18 protein-coding genes and 1 pseudogene are annotated in these 21,912 nt (G+C 39.3%); 14 read left to right on the forward strand and 5 right to left on the reverse strand.

The annotated features are described in order from the left end of the window. Positions 1-5: 5 nt before the first annotated feature. Entirely contained in the window at positions 6-176 is a 171-nt protein-coding gene (locus HNQ41_RS09000; RefSeq protein ID WP_184664092.1) for a hypothetical protein, read from the reverse strand. A gap of 101 nt (positions 177-277) precedes the next feature. Here HNQ41_RS09000 and HNQ41_RS09005 point away from each other — a divergent pair, with 101 nt between their 5' ends. The 4 genes from HNQ41_RS09005 (at position 278) to HNQ41_RS09020 (ending at position 3,646) form a co-directional block, all read left to right on the forward strand. Further along, positions 278-1,153 (forward strand): fructosamine kinase family protein, encoded by an 876-nt coding sequence (locus HNQ41_RS09005; protein WP_246421574.1) that lies wholly within the window; start codon positions 278-280, stop codon positions 1,151-1,153. Positions 1,154-1,285: 132 nt separating this feature from the next. Beyond that, positions 1,286-2,332 carry an NAD-dependent deacylase gene (locus HNQ41_RS09010; RefSeq protein WP_246421575.1) on the forward strand — a complete coding sequence of 349 codons (1,047 nt, stop codon included), beginning with the start codon at positions 1,286-1,288 and terminating at the stop codon, positions 2,330-2,332. Between the two features lie 4 nt (positions 2,333-2,336). Next, positions 2,337-3,200, forward strand: a complete 864-nt coding sequence (locus HNQ41_RS09015; protein WP_184664093.1) for a 50S ribosomal protein L11 methyltransferase — start codon at positions 2,337-2,339, stop codon at positions 3,198-3,200. Positions 3,201-3,433: 233 nt separating this feature from the next. After that, a complete protein-coding gene (locus HNQ41_RS09020) occupies positions 3,434-3,646 on the forward strand; it encodes a hypothetical protein (protein WP_184664094.1) in 213 nt (70 codons plus the stop codon). A gap of 60 nt (positions 3,647-3,706) precedes the next feature. On the opposite strand, the gene HNQ41_RS09025 is transcribed toward HNQ41_RS09020, so the two are convergent. Further along, on the reverse strand, positions 3,707-4,195 hold the full coding sequence (locus HNQ41_RS09025) for a hypothetical protein (protein ID WP_184664095.1): 489 nt from the start codon (positions 4,193-4,195) through the stop codon (positions 3,707-3,709). 25 nt (positions 4,196-4,220) lie between these two features. Continuing rightward, positions 4,221-4,463, reverse strand: coding sequence for a hypothetical protein (locus HNQ41_RS09030; protein WP_184664096.1), 243 nt, complete (start codon positions 4,461-4,463; stop codon positions 4,221-4,223). Between the two features lie 183 nt (positions 4,464-4,646). On the opposite strand from HNQ41_RS09030, the gene msrA reads away from it, so the two are divergent. Together msrA and msrB are read left to right on the forward strand one after the other, a co-directional pair. Next, entirely contained in the window at positions 4,647-5,210 is a 564-nt protein-coding gene (gene msrA, locus HNQ41_RS09035; RefSeq protein ID WP_184664097.1) for a peptide-methionine (S)-S-oxide reductase MsrA, read from the forward strand. After that, positions 5,191-5,610, forward strand: coding sequence for a peptide-methionine (R)-S-oxide reductase MsrB (msrB, locus tag HNQ41_RS09040; RefSeq protein ID WP_184664098.1), 420 nt, complete (start codon positions 5,191-5,193; stop codon positions 5,608-5,610). Before msrA ends, msrB begins: the two co-directional genes overlap by 20 nt. A gap of 60 nt (positions 5,611-5,670) precedes the next feature. On the opposite strand, the gene HNQ41_RS09045 is transcribed toward msrB, so the two are convergent. Then, on the reverse strand, positions 5,671-7,356 hold the full coding sequence (locus HNQ41_RS09045) for an ABC-ATPase domain-containing protein (protein WP_184664099.1): 1,686 nt from the start codon (positions 7,354-7,356) through the stop codon (positions 5,671-5,673). Positions 7,357-7,678: 322 nt separating this feature from the next. Between HNQ41_RS09045 and HNQ41_RS16675 the strand changes: the two are divergent. The 4 genes and pseudogenes from HNQ41_RS16675 (at position 7,679) to HNQ41_RS09070 (ending at position 13,942) form a co-directional block, all read left to right on the forward strand. Further along, positions 7,679-10,733, forward strand: a pseudogene (locus HNQ41_RS16675) (efflux RND transporter permease subunit). Between the two features lie 210 nt (positions 10,734-10,943). Next, entirely contained in the window at positions 10,944-12,074 is a 1,131-nt protein-coding gene (locus tag HNQ41_RS09060) for a D-alanyl-D-alanine carboxypeptidase family protein (RefSeq protein WP_184664102.1), read from the forward strand. A 160-nt stretch (positions 12,075-12,234) separates the two neighbouring features. Beyond that, a complete protein-coding gene (locus HNQ41_RS09065) occupies positions 12,235-13,410 on the forward strand; it encodes an alpha/beta hydrolase (RefSeq protein ID WP_184664103.1) in 1,176 nt (391 codons plus the stop codon). A 22-nt stretch (positions 13,411-13,432) separates the two neighbouring features. Next, the gene (locus HNQ41_RS09070; RefSeq protein ID WP_184664104.1) at positions 13,433-13,942 is read left to right on the forward strand and encodes a hypothetical protein; all 510 of its coding nucleotides are present in this window, start codon (positions 13,433-13,435) and stop codon (positions 13,940-13,942) included. A 103-nt stretch (positions 13,943-14,045) separates the two neighbouring features. Here the strand turns inward: HNQ41_RS09070 and HNQ41_RS09075 are convergent, their stop codons facing one another. After that, positions 14,046-15,296 (reverse strand): YeeE/YedE family protein, encoded by a 1,251-nt coding sequence (locus HNQ41_RS09075; protein WP_184664105.1) that lies wholly within the window; start codon positions 15,294-15,296, stop codon positions 14,046-14,048. A 189-nt stretch (positions 15,297-15,485) separates the two neighbouring features. Between HNQ41_RS09075 and HNQ41_RS09080 the strand changes: the two genes are divergently transcribed. From HNQ41_RS09080 to odhB, 4 genes are all read left to right on the forward strand, one after another. Then, complete coding sequence (locus tag HNQ41_RS09080; protein ID WP_184664106.1) at positions 15,486-16,646, forward strand: aminotransferase A; 1,161 nt, start codon at positions 15,486-15,488, stop codon at positions 16,644-16,646. A gap of 22 nt (positions 16,647-16,668) precedes the next feature. Continuing rightward, positions 16,669-17,469 (forward strand): SDR family NAD(P)-dependent oxidoreductase, encoded by an 801-nt coding sequence (locus HNQ41_RS09085; protein WP_184664107.1) that lies wholly within the window; start codon positions 16,669-16,671, stop codon positions 17,467-17,469. Between the two features lie 300 nt (positions 17,470-17,769). After that, the gene (locus HNQ41_RS09090; protein WP_184664108.1) at positions 17,770-20,607 is read left to right on the forward strand and encodes a 2-oxoglutarate dehydrogenase E1 component; all 2,838 of its coding nucleotides are present in this window, start codon (positions 17,770-17,772) and stop codon (positions 20,605-20,607) included. Then, entirely contained in the window at positions 20,607-21,869 is a 1,263-nt protein-coding gene (gene odhB / locus HNQ41_RS09095; RefSeq protein WP_184664109.1) for a 2-oxoglutarate dehydrogenase complex dihydrolipoyllysine-residue succinyltransferase, read from the forward strand. Before HNQ41_RS09090 ends, odhB begins: the two co-directional genes overlap by 1 nt. Positions 21,870-21,912: the final 43 nt, after the last annotated feature.

Consider the following 21,912-nt stretch of genomic DNA (forward strand, 5'->3'; position numbering starts at 1 on the left):
TCGTTTCATGAATCGTCATCTTCAACCTCTTTCATATATCCGCATCGTTGGATACACTTGTAAACGAGGGAAGATTCCATATGAAAAGTTCCGTCATCGTTTGTATTTACAGTTTCCCAAGCATCAATAACAAGTTGTCCTCCACATTCAGGGCATTGGCGATCTATGTTTTTCATCGTAACAACTCCTTTTATAACAAATTACTTATTACATTTTAACGACCGAGAGAAAAAGGTGCAATTGTTAAGAATACCCTAAGCAAAGGGGAGGATTTTGTATGTTTGAACATATGAAAGAATCACTAAGAGTGATGGGAGATTATAGCGAACTACAAAGCATAAAAAATATCAGTGGTGGTGATATTAACGATGCCTATTTTGTGAAATCAGAAAAACAAGAATACTTTATTAAATTAAACCAAGGTGTTTCGGAAGATTTTTTTCAAATAGAGCAAGAAGGCTTAGAGCGTTTATCTCAAGTAGATAACGTCAATACGCCAAAACCATACGGAATTTGGGTTGATGAGACAACCAGTATTCAATCATTTGTCATGGAATGGATACAAGGAGAACTTCTTAGCAATACGGTTGATCAATTAGCAAATAGCGTAGCATCATTACATAGCGAAAAAAGCTCTCAATACGGTTATCCAACAGATACATTCATCGGGGAAATACGTCAAGAAAATGGCTTATGGGATGACTGGGTTGAGTACTTAAATCAATGTCGTTATCAAAGGCAATTAGACATAGCGATTGAAAAAGGCAAAATGCCAAAAAACAGACAGCAAAAGTTAGAGGCACTTATCGAAAATATGGACAATTATATACCCAGAAAACCTGACGCTGTTTTATTACACGGAGACCTTTGGTCAGGAAATTGGCTTAATGGTTCAGATGGACAAGTATATTTGATTGACCCTTCTGTGTTTTATGGAGATCGTGAATTTGAATTGGCTTTTACAGAACTTTTCGGCGGATTTCCACAGAGGTTTTATGACGTGTATCGTGATTATCATCCTCTGAGTAAAGGATATGAAGATAAGAAAGGGATATATCAACTATTTTATCTTCTTGTCCACTTAAATGTCTTCGGGGAAATGTACGGAAAGCAAGTTGATCGTTTATTAGATCGTTATGTCGGAAAGAAATGACCCTGCATATCTACAGGAAACAAAGAACATTGCTTTAGTATATGTTATCATCATACTGAATCCTGTTATACAACATAAAGATTTAAAAAGGGTGTTTTGTTAGGAGTTATACTATGTACCTGGAGGGGTTACATGACTGGTTCATCGTGGCAAGTGATTATAAAACTAGGGTACCAAGGAGAAACTCTAACTGTATATGGAAAGAAAAACCACAGTAACTGGATATATATGATTGGTTCGGAAAATGACCAAAATCAGCAACAAGTGGATTCGTGGCAATCCCTTATTGATTGGTTGCAGGACCATGATTGGTTTCAAGCATATCCAATGTTTATCGATCAAGGTTTTGGCTCTTATTTTTGGAATGAATTTCAAAAGCAGCATGTGGCCACTGCAAACGTTGAGAATTGGGTGAAAAGTTGCTTTACTGATCATCAACAATTGCTGAAAGCAAAACGCTGGTTGCAGGAGGAGAAGCGTATCATCGTTTTGACTGGCGCAGGTATGTCAACAGACAGCGGTGTTCCAGACTTTAGATCTTCCGGTGGGTTATGGGCGGGGGTAGATCCGCAAACAATCGCATCGCCAGAAGCAATTGAACAAAATTACCAACGGTTTTGCAACTTCTACCGAGACCGAATATTACAATTACAAGATATAAAACCTCATGAAGGTCATGAGATTTTAACGAAGTGGCACAAGCAAGGAATTGTCACACATTTAGCTACGCAAAATGTGGATCGTTTACATCAAAAGTCAGGTTTTCAGAAAATAGATGAGTTGCACGGATCAATCGAGAAAATTTACTGTTACGATTGTAATAAAGATGATGAAATGAGCAAGTTTTTAAATGAAGAACCGTGTCAACATTGCGGAGGTCGCTTACGTCCAGGTATCGTGCTGTTTGGTGAAGTTTTACCAGAAAAACCTTGGACGCGAACATTAAAAGCGATTGAAAAAGCAGATCTTGTCATTGTGATTGGCACTAGCCTACAAGTGTATCCAGTTAACCAACTACCATTACTTACAAATGGGAAAACAATGTTGATTAACCAAGAACGTGTCGACATGCAAGATAATTTTGATGTCGCCATTAAACGAAATGCTAAAGAAGCGATCTTACTTTTAGATGAGTTGCTTTCATCTGAGAACGAGAAGAATGAGAAAAAGGACTGGTGAAAGTATGGAAATATACCAGATCCCTGTAACGTACGAGGCTCTAAATGAAAGCCTTGAAGTACTTACCGCAGTTGGGTATGAAAATTGGTATTATGACATTCCAGTAGAGAATGAACGCATAGAAAATGGTTATAAAACAAGAACACTTCCGCAGGAAAATGCTTTTATTCATGTCGTCATTCAAGAAAAGTCAGATTTTGACCATGTCAAGAAGTTGAGCGAAACATTGAATGTTTCTCCGACTCATATTCAAATGAATGAATTTAACCAAGACCATATGTGGCAAGAACCTTTCCCCGATGTTCAATTAGATGGGGGTTGGGTTATTTCTTTTGATACCGAACAAAATGTTGAAAGAGATAAAATAATTATTCTTGATTCACAAGGTGCTTTTGGAACAGGGCTCCATGAAACGACACAAGATTGTGTGAACACAATTTTATCAGACGACTTTACGAAGCAAACAGTCCTTGACCTAGGGTGTGGTTCAGGGATTTTAAGTGTTGCAGCTTTATTGAAAGAGGCAGAATATGTTGAAGCAGTGGATATTCAACCAGTTGAACGAGAGGTCAAAAGGCATGCCCAGTTGAATCATGTAGAAAATGTAAAGGTTTTACAAAGGGATGCTGTAAACGAGAAAAACCTATGGGATGGGGAGTTTGACTGGGTTTTTATTAACATTGGTGCTGAAGAAGCAGTCACATTGTTAAATAACCATCCACAGTTGCTACAGGTGAAAAATTTCTTAATCTCAGGTGTTGTTGAATGGAACGTTGAGTACATTCATTCATTTTTCAAGGATGCCGGCTATTCCATCGACCAACAAATGCAGACGAACGAATGGGTTACGGTTACATATCGAAAATAATGACATTCGTTCCTTTACACATTACACATGTTCTAGGATTTACAGGTTAAGTAGTTATTCATCGGATCAATTTGAGGTCTGATGAGTAACTACTTTTTGTTTTGAGTGAAAAAGACTTGGAGGAAAGAAAAGGGAAGGAAGAGTACACGATTTTTCCATGATTATTTCTTCGTTCGCAGCCGATAATATGTACTGTTGGTTCACCAAAGAAAATCAAAATAGGAGGAAAAATCATGACTCAACAAGTTGATACGAATAGTTTGAAAAAAGCAGAAGCAGCTTCAGCAGTGGCAAAGGATGCACTTACACAAGCAATCGAACAATCAGCAGCTGACCCAACAAGAGCCGAAGAAGCTTTAAAACAGGCTTCACAAGAGTTATTACAGTGCCAAGGTTTAGTGAGTCAAGTGCAAAACGGAATGCAAGAACAAAATCAACAACAATAACACAAAACACTTTCATGTTTGGGGCTCAAAGGGGGCATAACACTTTTGAGCCCCTTTCGTTTACATTCTAACAATACCATTAGCTCCAGGTGGAATAAAAACCTCCCGATATACTTCTGGTAACTTTTCTTCTGCTGGAGGTACACCAGGTTCTGGTGCTTCAGGTTGTTCTTCTTGATCATTGTTATCTAAAGGCTCTTCTTGTTGTTGTTCGGTACCTTGTTCAGGTTCTGCTTGTAGTTCTGTATTTTGTTCAGCCGGGTGTGGTGGTGCAGGTTGTTCGAATAAATCCACGGTTTGATTGTTATTGTTTCCTTGTTGAATTTGAGCGAAATTGTCGTCTTGCGGTTGTGTCATAGGTTCTTGAGGCCCATTATGTTCTCGTTGTAAATGTTGCTGCATCGTCATCATCCATTGCTGATTCGTTTCAGCGATTTGAATTAAATTGGCTAGTTGACTTTCTAAATAGGCAATTCTTTCAGATAAATGATATGAGTGAGGGTTAGGCGGTTGGTTATAGTAATAAGGTGTCTGTCCATATGGATACATGTTATATCCCCCTTGTGATAATTTTTTACATACGAACGATCACGGACCCTCCACCGCTACCACCACCAGACATATTAATATTATTTTGACTATGATACATGTGCCGTAACATTTGATTGTTGTATTCAATCATGCGAATGAGCATATTTAATTGATTTTCGATATTGGCAATTCTTTGTTCTAAGTTTTGTGTTTGACCAGCGCCAGCCATTTGCTGGGTAGCGTTGTTTGGTTGCTGACCACGATACGTATTCCACTGTGGTTGCATAAATAAAAAACCCCCTCGGTTCAATAGGTGTTATATTTCCCATCATACGTACAAAAAGTTGGTTCGTTCGCCTATATTCATGTGAAGAAGTGAGTACGGAGTGGAACAACAAGCTTTGTTGTAAACTTTAACACTATGTCTGTGGTAAAATTGTGAGTGACATCGCTTTAAGGAGGGAACATAATGACGAACGAGTATTCCGAACGGTTTGAAAAAGCAACTTTTGCAGGAGGTTGTTTTTGGTGTATGGTATCTCCCTTTGAAGAACAACCAGGGATTCAATCAGTTATTTCCGGATATACCGGAGGTGATAAAGAAAACCCAACATATGAAGAAGTTTGTACAAATGAAACAGGCCATGTTGAAGCTGTTCAAATTACATACAATCCGGATGTTTTTTCATACGAAGCACTCTTAGACCTATTTTGGCGGCAAATCGACCCAACTGATCCAGGTGGTCAATTTAATGATCGGGGAGAATCATACAAGACGGCTATTTTTTATCATACGGATGAACAGCAGCAAAAAGCAATCGAGTCAAAAAAACAATTGGACAAGAGTGGTCGCTTTCAAAAACCAATCGTTACCGAAATATTACCAGCGAAAGAATTTTATCCAGCTGAAGAGTACCATCAAGATTACCATAAAAAAAATCCTTTTCACTATATGCTTTTTAAAAAAGGATCAGGAAGAGAAACATTTATTCAAACCTATTGGGGGAACGAAAATGGAAAAGAAAAACGTTGATGAATTGACAGAGATACAGTACGAAGTGACACAAAATAATGGAACGGAAGCACCATTTAAAAATGAGTATTGGAACTTTTTTGAGGATGGTTTATATGTAGATGTTTTATCAGGCGTTCCGTTATTTCACTCAAAAGATAAATTTGAATCTTCTTGTGGTTGGCCGAGTTTCACAAAGCCACTTTCTGAAGGCCTTGTGAGTGAACACGAAGACTTCTCACATTTTATGATACGTACGGAAGTTCGAAGTGTATCAAGTGATGCCCATTTAGGACATGTGTTTAATGACGGCCCGAAACCGACCGGCTTAAGATATTGCATCAATTCTGCAGCTCTTCATTTCATTTCAAAGGATCGGTTGCAAGAGGAAGGATATGGAGAATACTTGTCCCATTTTTAAAGCAAAAAAAAGGCTGTGCAGTGATTGAAGGCAAATCCTTCATTCTGCACAGCTCATTTTTTAACTAAAGCGATTGATTGCAGCAGCTACCTCTAACTTTCGAGGAAGTGCGAGGTCACCTGGGTGTTGGTCACGAAATGGTGATATGTCATCTAAGCGATGATCTCCTATTCGTTCATATAATTCATCAAGCGTATCGTTGAGTGACATGGATGAAAACTTCTTTGTTTTGGCGATTTTTTTAAGTATTAAAGCGATAGCCTGAGTCTGACTTGAATCAATAAGTTGTTCAACCATCGAAAGATTAATATCAGAGTAGCCAAAACGAATGTGGTGAAGTCCTTTAGCATCCACTTTCTCTTTGTTGCCAAGTTGTTTTTTGAATCGATGCATAGGAAGGGAACGATTTTGCTCAATACTGGAAAATGAGCTAGATTCGACATTACGATGATCTTTTTCTTCACTAGCGATGACTTTCGCTTTTTCAGTTACATCGTAAGGTTTATATTCATCAAGCATAATAACGTGATCAGCAACGTTAAAATAATCACCTGATCCACCGATGACGAGAATTGTAGATACGTCTAACTCTTCATATAAAGCACGAACGTTATCGATAAATGGTGTGATCGGCTCTTTATCTTTACTTACAAGTTTTTGCATCCGTCCGTCACGAATCATGAAGTTGGTTGCACTCGTGTCTTCATCAATAAGCAGTGTCTTTGATCCAATTTCTAATGCTTCGAGAATGTTAGCTGCTTGTGATGTACTGCCACTGGCATCTTCACTATCAAAATCAGATGTTGATTTTTGAAACGGTAAATTTGCAATAAAAGGAGAAATATTAACATTTCTCACTGATCGCCCATCTTCTGAACGCACTTTAAAGGCCGAATCATCGGTGATGACATATTCGCGCCCATCTTCTGCGATATGATTGTATACACCTCTTTCTATTGCTTGCAGCAATGTACTTTTCCCGTGATAACCTCCACCTATAATTAAAGATACGCCCTTTGGAATCGCCATACCGGTTAGTGAAGTTCCAGTTGATAGTGGGATCGTCACTTCAAAGTTTTTCGGTGATTGAAAGCGGATCACGTGATCTCCTTTTAATGGTTTGTTGCTCACACCACTTTCTCGTGGTAAGAGCGACTGGTTAGCAACGAAAGCGACATAACCATGCTTTTTTAAATAAGTGCGGATCTCCATTTGTTCATCCATTAATGTGATGTGTTCGTGTAAACGTTCTTTTGAGTAGGATTGTGTTGCTTGACGGATGATCGTAGGAATGGCTTCACACAATAACCTTGCCGCTTCACTACCGAGAATTTTCCGACCTTGTGCAGGTAGGCCAATAGAAAGACGAATATCCATTTGTTGTTCATCGATCTTAACGGCGGATCGTTCTAGTATTTCTTGACCAGGAGAGTCATTTTTTATTAATCCACTTTTACCAGTCCCTTTTTTGCGGTGGTTCTCAGAGTGAATAGCATGAGCGACTTCACGCGCAAAGAAATCCTCAGTAGCAATGAGTTGGTGTTTTTTTGAAAACCATTCCTTTTTAAGTCCACTTATATGATGGTCAATGATGAGGCGAATGCGTGACGGCGCAGCGAAAGGGTCTCCTTGTACATAATCAATATGTAAAGTGAAATCTTTATGATTGTAAGTACCATGAATGTCTTTATAAGCTTTGTATCCTTTTCCATCTAATTGTTGCAATTGTTTTTTTAATTGTTGCATTGGTCCGTTCACCTCTTTCTAAAATTCATCCGTTAAAAGTATATTATAAAATCATTAGAAACGAAAATAACCGTTATTTTGATCTAGTCTCAGATTCTCACAATTTCGTTGTGTGATTTCATTTACACACGCTCTTTCTTAGCTAGGACATTTTAATCATGAAATTGACTAAAAAGGGAACGCTACGGAGGTAATCAATTCGAATATGGCTCGTGGATCGCGAATCGCAGACACTAAAATATCATCTTACAAATGAGCAGGTGAATGAACGATGAATGTATCTGATTTTTCAATTCAACGGCCTAAATTTACAGTCGTTATCATGATTTTATTGATTTTGTTAGGGACAGTTTCATTTACAAGGTTGCCACTTCAGCTGTTTCCTGATATTGAAGCACCTGTAGCGGCAGTAGCAACAAGTTACCCAGGTGCTGGCCCAGAGGAAGTATTAAATGATATTACGGATCCTTTAGAACGAGATTTATCAACGATATCGGGTCTTAATAATATATCGTCACAATCGATTGAAGGCTCATCGATGATTATTTTAGAGTTTTCATGGGATATGTCCATCAGAGATATAGAAAATGAAATTGTCACTACGATTAACCAAACAAATCTTCCTGACGGAGCGAATACGCCAGCATTTTTACGCTTTGACCCGTCAATGATGCCGAATGTTCAATTGGCTGTCTCTTCAGATGAAGATGATGTGACAGCATTTCAAGACTTAGTTTTTGACCTTCAAAGGGAACTAACGAGAGTTCAAGGAGTTGCTGATATTTCTGAATCAGGATCTCTCATTGAAAATTATGAAGTGACCCTTGATCAAGAAAGCCTTGAAGATGCAGGAACAACGCAGGATCAAGTTGTACAAACGATTCAAAGTCATAACATAACAATGCCAGGGGGGATCATCCGAAACGGTGAGAGGAATATAACAACTCGTGTGATGAGCGAACTCACTTCGGCTGAGGATATCGAAGAATTGGTTATCGGTATTGACCGGGAAAGCGGTGAGCAAATTGTCATAGGGGACATCGCAACTGTATCTTTAGAAACAGAAGCACAGGAAGTGATTACTCGTCTGAACCAGGAGCCAGCTTTACAATTAAGCATGTCACAAGAGTCAGATGCAAACACGACCCAAGTTTCTAATGCTTTAAATGATCGCCTTAATGAACTATTAGCCGAAGAGCAATATGCAGATCTGTATGTCGCCACTTTATATGATGAAGGTGAGTTTATTCAAGAAGCGGTGGATAATGTTTTGCTTGCGATCACCTCCGGTGGTGTATTAGCGATGGTCGTTTTATTTGCATTTCTTAGAAACTTAAAAACACCGCTTATTATTGGTATTGCGATCCCATTTTCAATCATCGTGACCTTTGCGTTATTTTTCTTTACCGATATCAGCTTAAATATGCTGACATTAGGTGGTCTTGCTCTCGGGATCGGGATGATCGTTGATAATTCGATTGTTGTTGTTGAAAACATTTTCCGTCACCTTTCAATGAAAAAGGAACCGAAACAGGCAGCTAGCGAGGGAACGAAAGAAGTGGCAGGTGCAATAACAGCATCGACGTTAACGACAGCTTCTGTATTTTTGCCGATGGTTTTTGTTACTGGAATGGTTGGAGACTTATTTGTCCCTCTTTCTTTAGCGGTCACATTTAGTTTATTTGCGTCTTTATTTGTTGCGCTTACTGTTGTGCCAATGGTCGCAAGCAGGTTGTTAAAAATGCCAAGAGAAAATAGAGAAGAAATTCGTCAAGAATCTCGATTTATTCAGTTTATGGAACAATCTGGTCATTGGGGTGACACTCGCTTTTCTTATTGCTGGAGGTGTAGGACTCACAACGGTCGGGGTCGATTTTTTGCCAGATACAGATGAAGGAACATTTATGATTGATGTTGAGTTGGAAGAGGGAATGAACTTACGTAGAACAGATGAAACTGTAACGAAAATTGAAGATATTCTTGACGAGTACGATGAAATTGAAAACTACTTGAGTACGGTTGGCTCAGGAGCACAAGCCTTTATGGGAGCTGGTGCGACGAGCAACACAGCTGAAATCATGGTGAATTTAGTCCCGGGAGCGGAGCGAAATATATCTACAAGTGAATTTTCCGAATCGATAGAACGAGATATTACCAATACAGCAAGTGAAGCGGACATTCAAATTAGCCAATCTGCACAAGCGGGAATTGGCGGTGAGGCAAATACTGTTGTGTTTAATATTAACGATCCGAATAAAAAACGCCTAGAAGAGACGAGTGAAGAAATTGTTGAAAAACTCGAAGAGGAAAATATAATTCGTGATGTACAAGCAAGCATTGAAGAGACAAGCACTGAGCTACAAGTCGTTATCGATAAAGGTGCTGCCCAACAGGAAGGATTGGTGCCAGCGCAGATCGCAGAAACCGTAAATCAAATTACGAACGGACAAACGGCTACGACCATCCAAACAGAAGATCAAGAAATATATGAAGTGATTGTCCGTTATCACGATGAAACGTTAGAAAGTCAAGAGAATTTTGAAAGGGTAAGCATCCAAAACCAAGATGGGGAATACATCGTGCTATCTGATGTGGCAAAGATTGAAGAAGGAGAAGGACCAATTACAATTAACCGATCAGACATGGTGGAATCTATAGAATTTGAGGTAACTTATACATCCTCGAGTCATTTAGGTGAAGTTTCAACGCTCATCGAGGAAGTGATTGATGACATCGAGTTAGCAGATGAAGCAGAGTTTGTATTTGGCGGCGATCAAGAAATGATGGAAGAAGCAATGGAAAATTTAATAATGGCTTTAGGTCTAGGTATTGTGATTATTTACCTCGTGATGACTGCTCAGTTTGAATCATTCAAGTTTCCTTTTGTCATCATGTTCACAGTTCCATTCTTTGTCATTGGTGTGATGTTATCTTTAGTTATGACACAAACTCCCGTCAGTATCATGTCTTTTATGGGTGTGATTGTTTTAGCAGGTATTGTCGTCAACAATGCGATCGTGTTAGTCGATTATATAAACAAGAAAAAAGAAGCCGGTATGCACAGTTATGAAGCGATTATCGATGGAGTCAAGGATCGAACGCGTCCAATTATCATCACAGCTTTAACGACGATTTTGGGTGTTGTTCCTCTTGCGATAGGAATGGGTGAAGGTACTGAAATTCAACAGCCAATTGGTATCGTGATTATTGGTGGTTTAATTAGTAGTACTTTACTAACTTTGTTTGTGATTCCTGTTATTTACAGCTTGTTTGATCCAACTACACGAAATATAAACAAAAAATATATGACACCCGATGGGGAAATTATTTATGCAAGGGATTTAATGAAAAAGGATAGAGATAATGAAAATGACTGATTACCCCACTTTCACAAGAGCGTCCTTTGACCAACAATGACCCACATAAAGAACTTCTAAAACTCCGAGGTGAGTGTTTGACTCATCTCGGTTTATTTTTGAATCATTTAATGAGCAGCATTGTAATCATATTGTAAAAAAAATAAGCTTGCTAACATAAAACATTTACGATAAAACTAAATAGTAGCGAAAATAAAAAAGGTGATAATTATGACAACTAAAATGCAGAAATGGATTCTTTTTGCTATGACCTTCATTGTAGCTTTCTATATCGATCATCAACAAACGTATGGCCAAGCTAAAAACGGAGAATTACATAGTGAAGCAGCAATTGTAATGGACCAAGCAACTGGGGAAATCGTTTATAAGCAAAATGATCAAAAGTCAATGTATCCTGCAAGTATTACAAAAATCGTGACAGCGATCATTGCTATTGAACAAGCTAATCTGAACGAAAAAGTAACGGTAAGTCGAGATGCTGTTCATGTTAATGGAAGTCGTGTTTACTTAGAAGAAGGAGAAGAGCTTCCGTTAAAACAGCTTATACAAGGCTTAATGATTAACTCAGGAAATGATGCGGCGATAGCTATTGCAGAACACATCGATGGATCTGTCGAATCATTTGCGGACAGAATGAATAATTTTGTTGAGTTCAACCTTGGTTTAGAAGATACACATTTTACAAATCCACACGGTCTGTTTGAGGAAGATCACGTAACAACAGCTCGCGATATGGCGAAAATTACTGCATATGCAATGGAAGATGATACGTTTAGAGATGTTGTCTCGACAAAGACATTAGAATGGAATGCAGAAGGCTGGGAAACAACGCTATATAATAGCCAACAGCTATTGTGGCGTTATGATGGGGTTAATGGTGTGAAAAATGGTTATGTACGGAAATCAGGGTATACGCTTGTCACAACAGCTGAAAAAGACGGGACAGAAGTGGTGGTTGTGACATTAAATTCACCATCAAAGGCACATTCAAATCAAGATACAAAGCAACTTTTGGATGAAAGCTTTGATCGTTTTAAAACTGAATGGATTCAGCTACCGTCATTTCCTCATCCATTAAGGTTAGAATATGATATGCCAGATGCTTATCCAGTCACTAAGCATGTTGAGGAAGAATTGACTGCACATTTAAAAGACAATGGCACGCTTATCGTAAGGGATGTGGATAAGCAAATCAAAGATGTAGCGAAATTTAATGAAAATAAACCTTTAATTCTCCCAGGTCTATATGGTGAGGACTTATCGATTGAATCATGGCTGGACCTAAGACCTCAGTGGTGGCAAACAATAGTGTTAAATCGTATAGGGAAATATAGATCGTGATAAAATAAAAAAGCTGGCTTGAGGCATTACTCATCAAGCCAGCTTTTTTATTTTTCTAGACACTCAGACATATCATTATCAAAATGTTATCATTTATGATATGAACGTAATGGATCACCATTCATCACCTTTAATGCAGCAAAGAGGAGGGGAAAAACAGATGGAATGGGCCAAATTCATATTTAACAAATTCTTTTTTGTCGGCTCATTATTAGTAGCAGCGATGTTTATCGTGATTGCTCTGGCTGTACATATATGGCAAACGACCGATGAAGGGAAATTACCAGCTAAAACAGCTGTCATTTTGCACGCTGTCAATAACAACCTCGTTTCTCTTGATATCGATATCCAACCTCCTCAATTTCTTTCAAGAAGTAGTGGAGGAGGAAACCCTCTATTGGTTGAAGAACGTTACGTTCCAGTCAAGGATGATGGTCAAATTCCAGTGAGAATGTATCGCCCTCAAGGGGAAGGACCATTTCCTGTCATTTTATATTATCATGGCGGTGCGTTTATGGAAGGATACGGAAATATTGAGACTCATGATAATATTGTTCGTTCACTAGCTGCTCGTACACAAAGTGTTGTTATTTCTGTTGGGTATCGCTTGGCGCCTGATTACGTGTTTCCTACTGCTGTAGAGGACAGTTATGCGGCACTTCTTTGGGCGAAAGAACACGCTGAAGATTTTCAAGGAGATCCCAGTTCAATTGCTGTAGCTGGGGATAGTGCAGGCGGAAATTTAGCAACGGTTACTGCAATGATGTCTAGGGACCGCAATGGACCAGACTTAACAGCGCAAGTATTATTTTATCCTTTAACGACTTTTCGTGATATTGAATTAGAATCACGTGAAATTTACGATAGTGGTTATTATTTTTTATCTAGACAAGTCATGTATCTTGCACGCGATTTATATACACCAAATGAAATGATGCGATCGAATCCATATACATCACCATTACATGCCGACGACCTATCTGGATTGCCCCCAGCCCTAGTAATTACTGCTGAATTTGATCCTTTACGTGATGAAGGAGAAAAATATGCGCAAAAGTTGGCAGACGATGAAGTACCGGTGCAGGCAACAAGGTATCGTGGTGTGATGCACGGTTTCATTTCTCTTTATGAAATTATGCAAAGCGGACGTTACGGTCTTCAAGAAGCTTCAGCTTTTTTACGGCAAGCACAAGAAGGTGAAATTGAACAAATGCCGTATCAGTTACAAGTCAGACAACCGCCACAAGGCATGGATAGAGCGCGCGAACAAGCTGAAGCTTTTGCAATTGCCGCTTATTTATTAGGCCGTACTGGAGTTGACATTTTTCGGCGATAAACCTATTTAAAGAGGTGGATAAATGAAGGCGCTAAAAATGATTAAAGGATTTTCTATATTACAATTTCTAATTATAATCGTCTATTTTTTGTATTTGTTTTACATTGGCGTGTTTTGGGGGTGGAACGAACCCCTTGTATTAAATGTGATTTCCGATAGTATTTTTCTTTTTCTCATCCCGGCCAGTTACGGACTTTGGAACAGGAAAGTTTGGGGTTGGTGGATGACGGTAGTCATTTATGTTCAATTAATTTTTGCAAAAGGGATGACTTTTTTAAGTATTTGGTTCATGAATGCTTTTGGTTTGAATCCTGAACCGTTTGGTGCCGAGTCGATCCTTATTGATATCATCGAAATGTTCGTATACATCGGAATTGTCGTTATGTTTTTCCTTCATTCAATACGCAAACAATTTCCGCACAAGAAGCGTTTTTCAACGCTTTTAGGACGTACTATTGCCATTTCAATCTTTTTATATATTGTTTATTTTGCTGTAATGACAATCGGTGTCATGGAATTTCTTTTGGGATGAGCAAAACAAAGAATGAGTTAATTCGTTTGTAAAAAACATAATAAAAAAGAGAAAGGTCAGACTCCGTTTGAGGATATCTGACCTTTCCTTTGTACAGAAATTTTTAACATACAGAATCGTTTGGTTTCGGGTTAGATATACCAAATAATGGTCGGATAAATAATGCAATATAAGTACCGAGCATCGCAAAAATCATCCATACCCAACCGTGAACACTAAATGATGCGATACCACCGAAATACGCACCGATGTTACATCCGAATGCAAGGCGGGCACCATATCCCATCATAAGTCCACCGATGAGTGCAGCAAGACCAATTTTAAAAGGGATTTTTTTCAATGCAAATACCCCGCCAGCAGCTGAAGCTAAAAATGCACCAATCATAATACCGAAGTTCATAACCGATGTCGTGTCGTTAAATACGGACTGATTAAGTGCCTCAGTACCTTGAGCTTCACTCCAGTAATACCATTGGGAAACATCGAATCCGAAAGCTTCCACGATTTGAGATCCCCATAGTGCAAATGCGGAAGTGATACCCCACGGTTGGCCACGAAGGACAAGTGTTAAAGCATTTAAACCGGCTAGTAATAACGCAGCGACCCAAAGAGGCCATGAGCCTCGAATCATACGTTTAATTCCTGTTGTCGTTGGTAGGATTGCCATTTTTGGTGGTTTTCTTTTTTTAGCAATCACGATCGTTGCTACAACGACGGCAGCGAAAATTACCATTTGTAAAATCCAAGCTCCAAAATATCCTAAACCTGTATCTGTCGCTAATGAAATTGCAGGTCCTGCTGGCATATCTTCCATCCAAAATTCAAAGTGATATGCCCCGACAACTGAGCCGATAATGAAACCTATTAATGTAATAATCATTGAGGATCGGCCGCCACCAACAGCATATAGTGTACCTGATGCACATCCGTTACCTAGCTGCATACCGATTCCGAAAATAAGTGAACCGATAATGACAGATATACCGACAGGTGAAACATAACCAGTTGGATCTGTGCCGAAAAGGCCCGCACCGAAATATAAGATCGGTGCAAAAAGAGTTGTTGCCACTGCAAGCATTAACATATGCGCACGTAAAGCTTCACCGTTACCAACGGCAACTAATCTACGAAATGCTGATGTAAAGCCGAAACGAGCATGGAAGAGTGTATACCCTAGTAAAAGCCCGACGCCGGATAATATCGCCATTTGCCATCCCGCTGTTTGATATGAGATCAATGCAAGAAGGAAAAATACAACGAATCCACCAATATAATGTTTCGTTTGCATTTTTGCTAATGACGGGGCCCCAAGCGATTGTTGAGACATTGACGTATTCGCATGTTGTGTACTCATTGTTAAAACACCCCTAAAGTCTATAAAGTTAATCGGAATTATAACTTTGAATATTTTACTATAGAATAAAAGAAAAGTAAATCATTTTTTGATGGTTCAAAATCAATGAGACAATGCACTTTGTTAATAGATGTATTACAATGGAGGGTGTATATAATGAGCAATTTAGCGAGAGAGGATGACCATTAAATGCAGCAATATATTAATCCGAACGTAAAAGAACTGCAAATTTCCGGTATTCGTCAATTTTTTAACCGAGTGAGTCATTACCCTGATGCCGTTCAATTAACGATCGGTCAGCCGAATTTCCCTACACCAGATCACGTGAAACAAGCTGGAATCGATGCAATACAAAATAATGAAACAGTTTATACAAAAAATGCAGGAGACCCCGAGCTTTTACGTGAAATCTCTTCTTTTATGGAAGAGAAGTATGGTCTCTTTTACGATCCTGAATCTGAAATTATTACAACGGTGGGTGCTTCACAAGCGATCGACGTCGCATTGCGAACGATTCTCGAACCAGGTGTAGAAGTGATCATGCCTGCACCTGTATATCCGGCATATGCCTCCGCTGTGAGACTAGCTGGAGCGACTCCGGTTTATGTGGACACACGTGATTCAGGCTTTAAAATGACAGCTGAACAGTTGCGAGGTGCAATTACGGAGCGGACTCGTTGCGTGATCATACCTTATCCTTCGAATCCAACGGGCGTCGTTTTATCAAAGGAAGAATTGAAAGCTATTGTTGAGGTTTTAAAAGAAGAAGATATCTTTATCCTTTCAGATGAAATTTATTCTGAACTGGTCTATGACACGACGCACGAATCAATTGCTTCGTTTCCTGAGTTAAAAGACAAAACGATTGTTATTAATGGTGTTTCAAAATCACATTCAATGACAGGTTGGCGGATTGGCTTTTTATTAGCACCTGCTGAAATCCAACAACATATGCTTAAAGTTCACCAGTATAATGTAAGTTGTGCGACTTCTATATCGCAAAAAGCAGCCTTACAAGCATTGAGAGACGGACGAAATGATCCGGTTGAAATGAGAAATACGTACCGCGAGCGCCGTGACTATACATATCAACGTTTACGAGATATGGGGTTAGAGGTAGAAAAGCCAGAAGGTGCGTTTTATATTTTACCATCGATTAAAAAACTTAAAATGGACTCATTTTCTTTTGCAGTTGACTTATTAGAAAAGGAACGAGTTGCGGTTGTACCAGGCAATGCATTTTCTGACTATGGTGATGACTACATTCGGATTTCTTATGTATATGATTGGGATACATTAAAAGAAGGCTTAGATCGTCTAGAAAGGTACGTGAAGCGTTTCTTCTCATGATCAATGAAAGGAGTGGTTCATCGTGACACTTTATTCTGAAAAAACTTTAGCGAATGAGCATGTGTTAATCACAGGTGCAACAGGTGGTATCGGTTATGAGACAACTCTTGCAGCTGTGAAAGCAGGTGCTTCAGTAACGATAACAGGGAGAAATGAAGAAAAGCTCCAAACGATAAAGACGGAAATGCTTAATCTTAAAGAGGGGCATGAAGTTTGTGCGATTCAAGCAGATATTTCGACGGATGAAGGACGAAAGCAGATAACATCTCAAGCAGAAAAAATGATTGGCCCAGTTACTTGTCTTGTTAATAACGCCGGGATTCTTGGCGGGGACAAAGTAGAAACCTTAATTGAAGATGACCTGCGTCACATCATGGAGGTAAACTTTACGTCAACGGTTTTATTAACACAACAAATTTATCAAAAAATGCTTTCAGAAAACATAGAAGGTTCGATTGTGAATGTTTCATCTTTATCAGGGTTACGAGGTACTTATGGCAATAGCGTTTATAGTGCATCGAAGTTTGCTCTTAATGGTTTTATGCAATCATTAGCACTTGAAGCGATTGAACGTGGGATCCGTGTCAACAATGTCTGTCCAGGATATGTGAATACTGAGATGGGTACTAAAGCGATACAAAGACGTGCACACCTAGCAGATGTCGATTTTCAAGAGCAATGGAAAAAAGCGAATGAAGGGTTGCCGTCAGGCCGTATCACAGAACCAGGTGAAGTCGCAAATACAATTATATTTTTACTAAGTCACGCCGCGAAAAACATTGTTGGAGAATCAGTGAAAATTTCTGGTGGTAGTGTTATGTAAATTTCATTTACTGGCTTTGAATAGGGGAGGTATGCCCTTTTCAAAGCCAGTTTTCTTTTTTACAAGCATAAGGTAAATACCGAGTATGAAAGTTATATTGAAAAAAAGTAAGAAAATACACAAGATTGTGCTTTTTACTTTCAGAAAAAGGAAGGAAATGATAGAATGACTCTGTAAGCGTTTTATACTATTTGTGTAGTGTTAAAACGCTTACAAATGAACGTCACTTCTTGCCAAATTGAAGTGAGTTAAACTTCTTCATGTAGCGAAGTTCTTACAGAACAATGGAGGTAATTGTCTATGGAAAATGCAGAACATCCTTCTTCACAATTTTTTCATGGTCCGAATGTCGGCTACTTATTGGAAATGTATGAACGGTATGAAAATGACCGTGAAAGTGTACCAAAGGATCTTCAACAGTATTTTGACCAGTATGGAGCACCTGATGAAGGGCGCAGTCACTTTGGGACGACTCAAAGGTCAAACGAAACAAACCTCTTTACATTGGCTGATATATTGAAAAAAGCAATAAAACTTGTAGATGACATTCGTATCTACGGTCATCAACATGCTCAATTATCATATGTTAAAGAGCGTGAAGAATCCATCGATTTTTCTTTGCAAAATTATGGGCTATCTAAAAGTGATTTAGAACAGTTGCCAGCCTATTACTTATGTGAAAGTGCACCGAGCCATGTTAAAAATGGCTGGGAAGCGATCGAACACCTAAAGAAAGTATATATTGGAACAATCGCCTTTGAATTACATCATGTAAATGATACAGAAGAAAAACAATGGCTTTACCAACAAGTCGAATCCGAGCAATTTAAGCGCTCTCTTTCTGAAGAAGAGCAACGTGATTTACTTGGGCGCTTAACGAAAGTGGAAGGCTTCGAAAACTTCCTACATAAAACATTTGTAGGACAGAAGCGTTTTTCGGTTGAGGGATTAGATGCTTTAGTACCAATGCTAGATGAAGTTGTCAAACGATCCGTTGAGGATGGTACGACAAATATTTTCATAGGTATGGCTCACCGTGGACGTTTAAATGTTCTTGCACATGTGTTAGGTAAACCTTATGAATTAATTCTTTCTGAATTTCATGATGCACCTAACAAAGAGCTCGTCCCATCGGAAGGGTCTATAGGGATTAATTACGGTTGGACAGGAGATGTGAAATACCACCTCGGAGCTGATCGTGAAATAAAAGAAAGTGCTAAAACAGCTACAATTACGCTTGCAAATAACCCAAGTCACTTAGAATATGTCAACCCGGTTGTGAATGGATTCGCACGAGCTGCACAAGAAGACCGCAGTAGTGCGGGGACTCCCGAACGGAATCCTTCTAGCTCATTTCCAATTATGGTTCATGGGGATGCCTCATTTCCAGGCCAAGGCGTTGTCTCTGAAACGTTGAATCTAGGACAGCTGCAAGGTTATTCCGTTGGTGGAACCATCCATGTTATCGCAAATAACCAAATTGGTTTTACGACAGTTAGTCAAGATTCGCGTTCAACGATGTATTCTAGTGATCTGGCTAAAGGCTTTGAAATGCCAATTATTCATGTCAACGCTGATGATCCTGAAGCATGTCTTTCAGCGATCGATTTTGCGTACCGATATCGTAAGGCATTCAAAAAAGATGTGTTAATAGATTTGATCGGCTATCGACGTTTCGGTCATAACGAAATGGATGAACCAGCTGCAACTCAACCAAAGTTATATCAAAACATACGAAATCATCCTACAGTATGTGAGTTATATGGTCGACAATTACAAGAACGTAACGTCGTTCAAGAGAGTGAGTTGGAAAGCTGGAAAAGTGATATACAGGATCGGTTAACAACACAAGTTGAAAAAGTGAAACAGAAAAAACGTTCTACAAAAGAGAACCCTGAACCTCCAGCACCGGTCTCCGAACCATTGAATACGATTGACACAGGTGTTGCGTACAATACGTTACAGGAAATGAACCGAGATCTATTACAATGGCCGGAAAATTTCACAGTTTTCCCTAAACTAGAGAAGATTTTAAAACGTAGGGAAGATGCATTAGGTGATGAAGGAAAAGTAGATTGGGCGCACGGAGAAACCCTAGCCTTCGCAACAATATTAAATGACGGCACACCGATTCGCTTAACGGGTCAAGATTCCCAACGAGGAACATTCTCACAGAGACACCTCGTATTACATGATCCAAATACGAGCAAAACTTTTTCACCATTGCACACGATTTCTCAGGCACGAGCTTCTTTTGCCATTCACAATAGCCCATTGTCAGAAGCTGCTGTTGTTGGTTTTGAATATGGGTATAATGTTCAGGCCCCAGAAACATTAACAATTTGGGAAGCACAATATGGGGACTTCTCAAACGCCGCGCAAGTGATGTTTGATCAGTTTATAGCCGCAGGGCGAGCGAAGTGGGATCAAAAGTCCGGTTTAGTCCTGTTACTTCCTCACGGTTATGAAGGGCAAGGTCCTGAGCACTCAAGTGGTCGTATAGAACGGTTTTTACAATTGGCTGCAGAAAATAATTGGCACGTCGCCAATGCAACAAGTGCTGCACAATACTTCCATCTGCTACGTCGGCAAGCATCTTTACTAGAAAAGCCAGAAGTTCGACCGCTTGTTGTTATGACGCCAAAGAGTTTGTTGCGTCATCGATTAACAACGTCACAAGCACAAGAATTTACACAAGGACATTTCCAACCGATTGTTGAAGAGGAAAGAACGATTGCCCACAAACAGGAGGCAAGTCGCCTTGTCCTATGTTCTGGAAAAGTAGCGATTGATGCAGCAGAACATATTGAACAAATGGATGATCAAAAACGAAAAGATGTACACATTGTACGTGTTGAAGAATTATATCCTTTTCCAGAGAGCTTGTTAAAGGAAGTTGTAAATGAGATGAAAAACCTTTCAGAGATTGTTTGGTTACAAGAAGAGCCAAACAATATGGGAGCATGGAATTATATTTATCCGCAATTGAAATCACTAACGCCGAATCGTTGTTCCCTACAATATGTAGGTCGTAAAAGACGATCAAGTCCAGCAGAAGGGGATCCTAATGTCCATAAAAAGGAGCAGCAACGAATCATTTCTGAAGCGTTAAACGATGAAGAGGGGAGAGAAATGTGATGAAAGATGTCGTCGTACCAGAATTAGCAGAATCAGTGACAGAAGGAACGGTTGCAGAGTGGCTACAAGATAAAGGGAGTTTTATTGAGAAAGGTCAAAACATTGTTGAATTAGAAACAGATAAAGTGAATGTAGAAATTACCGCTGAGGATTCTGGTGTTCTTGTTGAAGTGCTAAGCGAACCAGGAGACACGGTTGAAGTTGGAGATGTCATTGCAAAAATCGATGAAACCAAGTCAGCAGGTGACAGTTCTTCTGAAGACCCTTCACCAGAAGAAAAGCAACAATCAGACCAAGCTGACAATACTGATGCGTCAAGTATAGAAAAAGAATCCAGTAGTAACCAAGAACGTCCGGTCGCTACACCTGCAGCGAGAAGGTATGCTCGTGAAAAAGGAATTGACCTTGCAGATATTAACGCGCAAGACCCACTCGGACGTGTTCGTAAAGAAGATGTTGAAAGACATTCTACAGCTGCAACAAAACAAAAAACTGAAGAATCAAAGCCGTCAAAAGCGGCGGCTCAATCAGCTGCAACAACAGATGTAAATGCGATTGAAAAGCCTGTTGAACGCCAGCGCATGTCGCGTCGACGTCAAACAATTGCTAAACGTCTCGTAGATGCACAACAAACGGCAGCGATGTTAACAACCTTCAATGAAGTTGATATGTCGCATGTTATGAAACTACGAAAAAGACGAAAAGATGCATTTTATGATAAACACGGTGTGAAACTCGGTATGATGAGCTTCTTTACAAAAGCGGTCGTACGCGCCTTGAAAGATTACCCGTATGTTAATGCGGAAATCCAAGGAGATGAAATTCTACTGAAAAAGTTTTACGATATCGGTGTTGCAGTTTCTACGGATGACGGGCTCGTCGTTCCTGTTGTACGTGATGCGGACCGTTTAAGCTTTGCTGAGATTGAAAGTAATATCAATGAATTGTCATTAAAAGCACGTGACAATCAATTATCATTATCTGACTTACAAGGTGGATCATTTACGATTACAAATGGTGGTGTGTTCGGATCATTGTGGTCAACGCCAATCTTAAATTCACCTCAAGTCGGTATTCTCGGTATGCATACGATCCAAAACAGACCTGTAGCTATAGATGAACATAGGTTTGAAAATCGTCCGATGATGTATATTGCACTGTCCTATGACCATCGCATTATCGATGGTAAAGATGCAGTAGGCTTCCTCGTTCGAATTAAAGAATTAATCGAGGACCCAGAATCCCTTTTATTAGAAGGGTAGAAACTTAATAACAATAAGCAACAAGCCCTATATTCAGTAACGA

The organism is Texcoconibacillus texcoconensis (genome assembly GCF_014202575.1).
GTDB classification, from domain to species: domain Bacteria; phylum Bacillota; class Bacilli; order Bacillales; family Salisediminibacteriaceae; genus Texcoconibacillus; species Texcoconibacillus texcoconensis.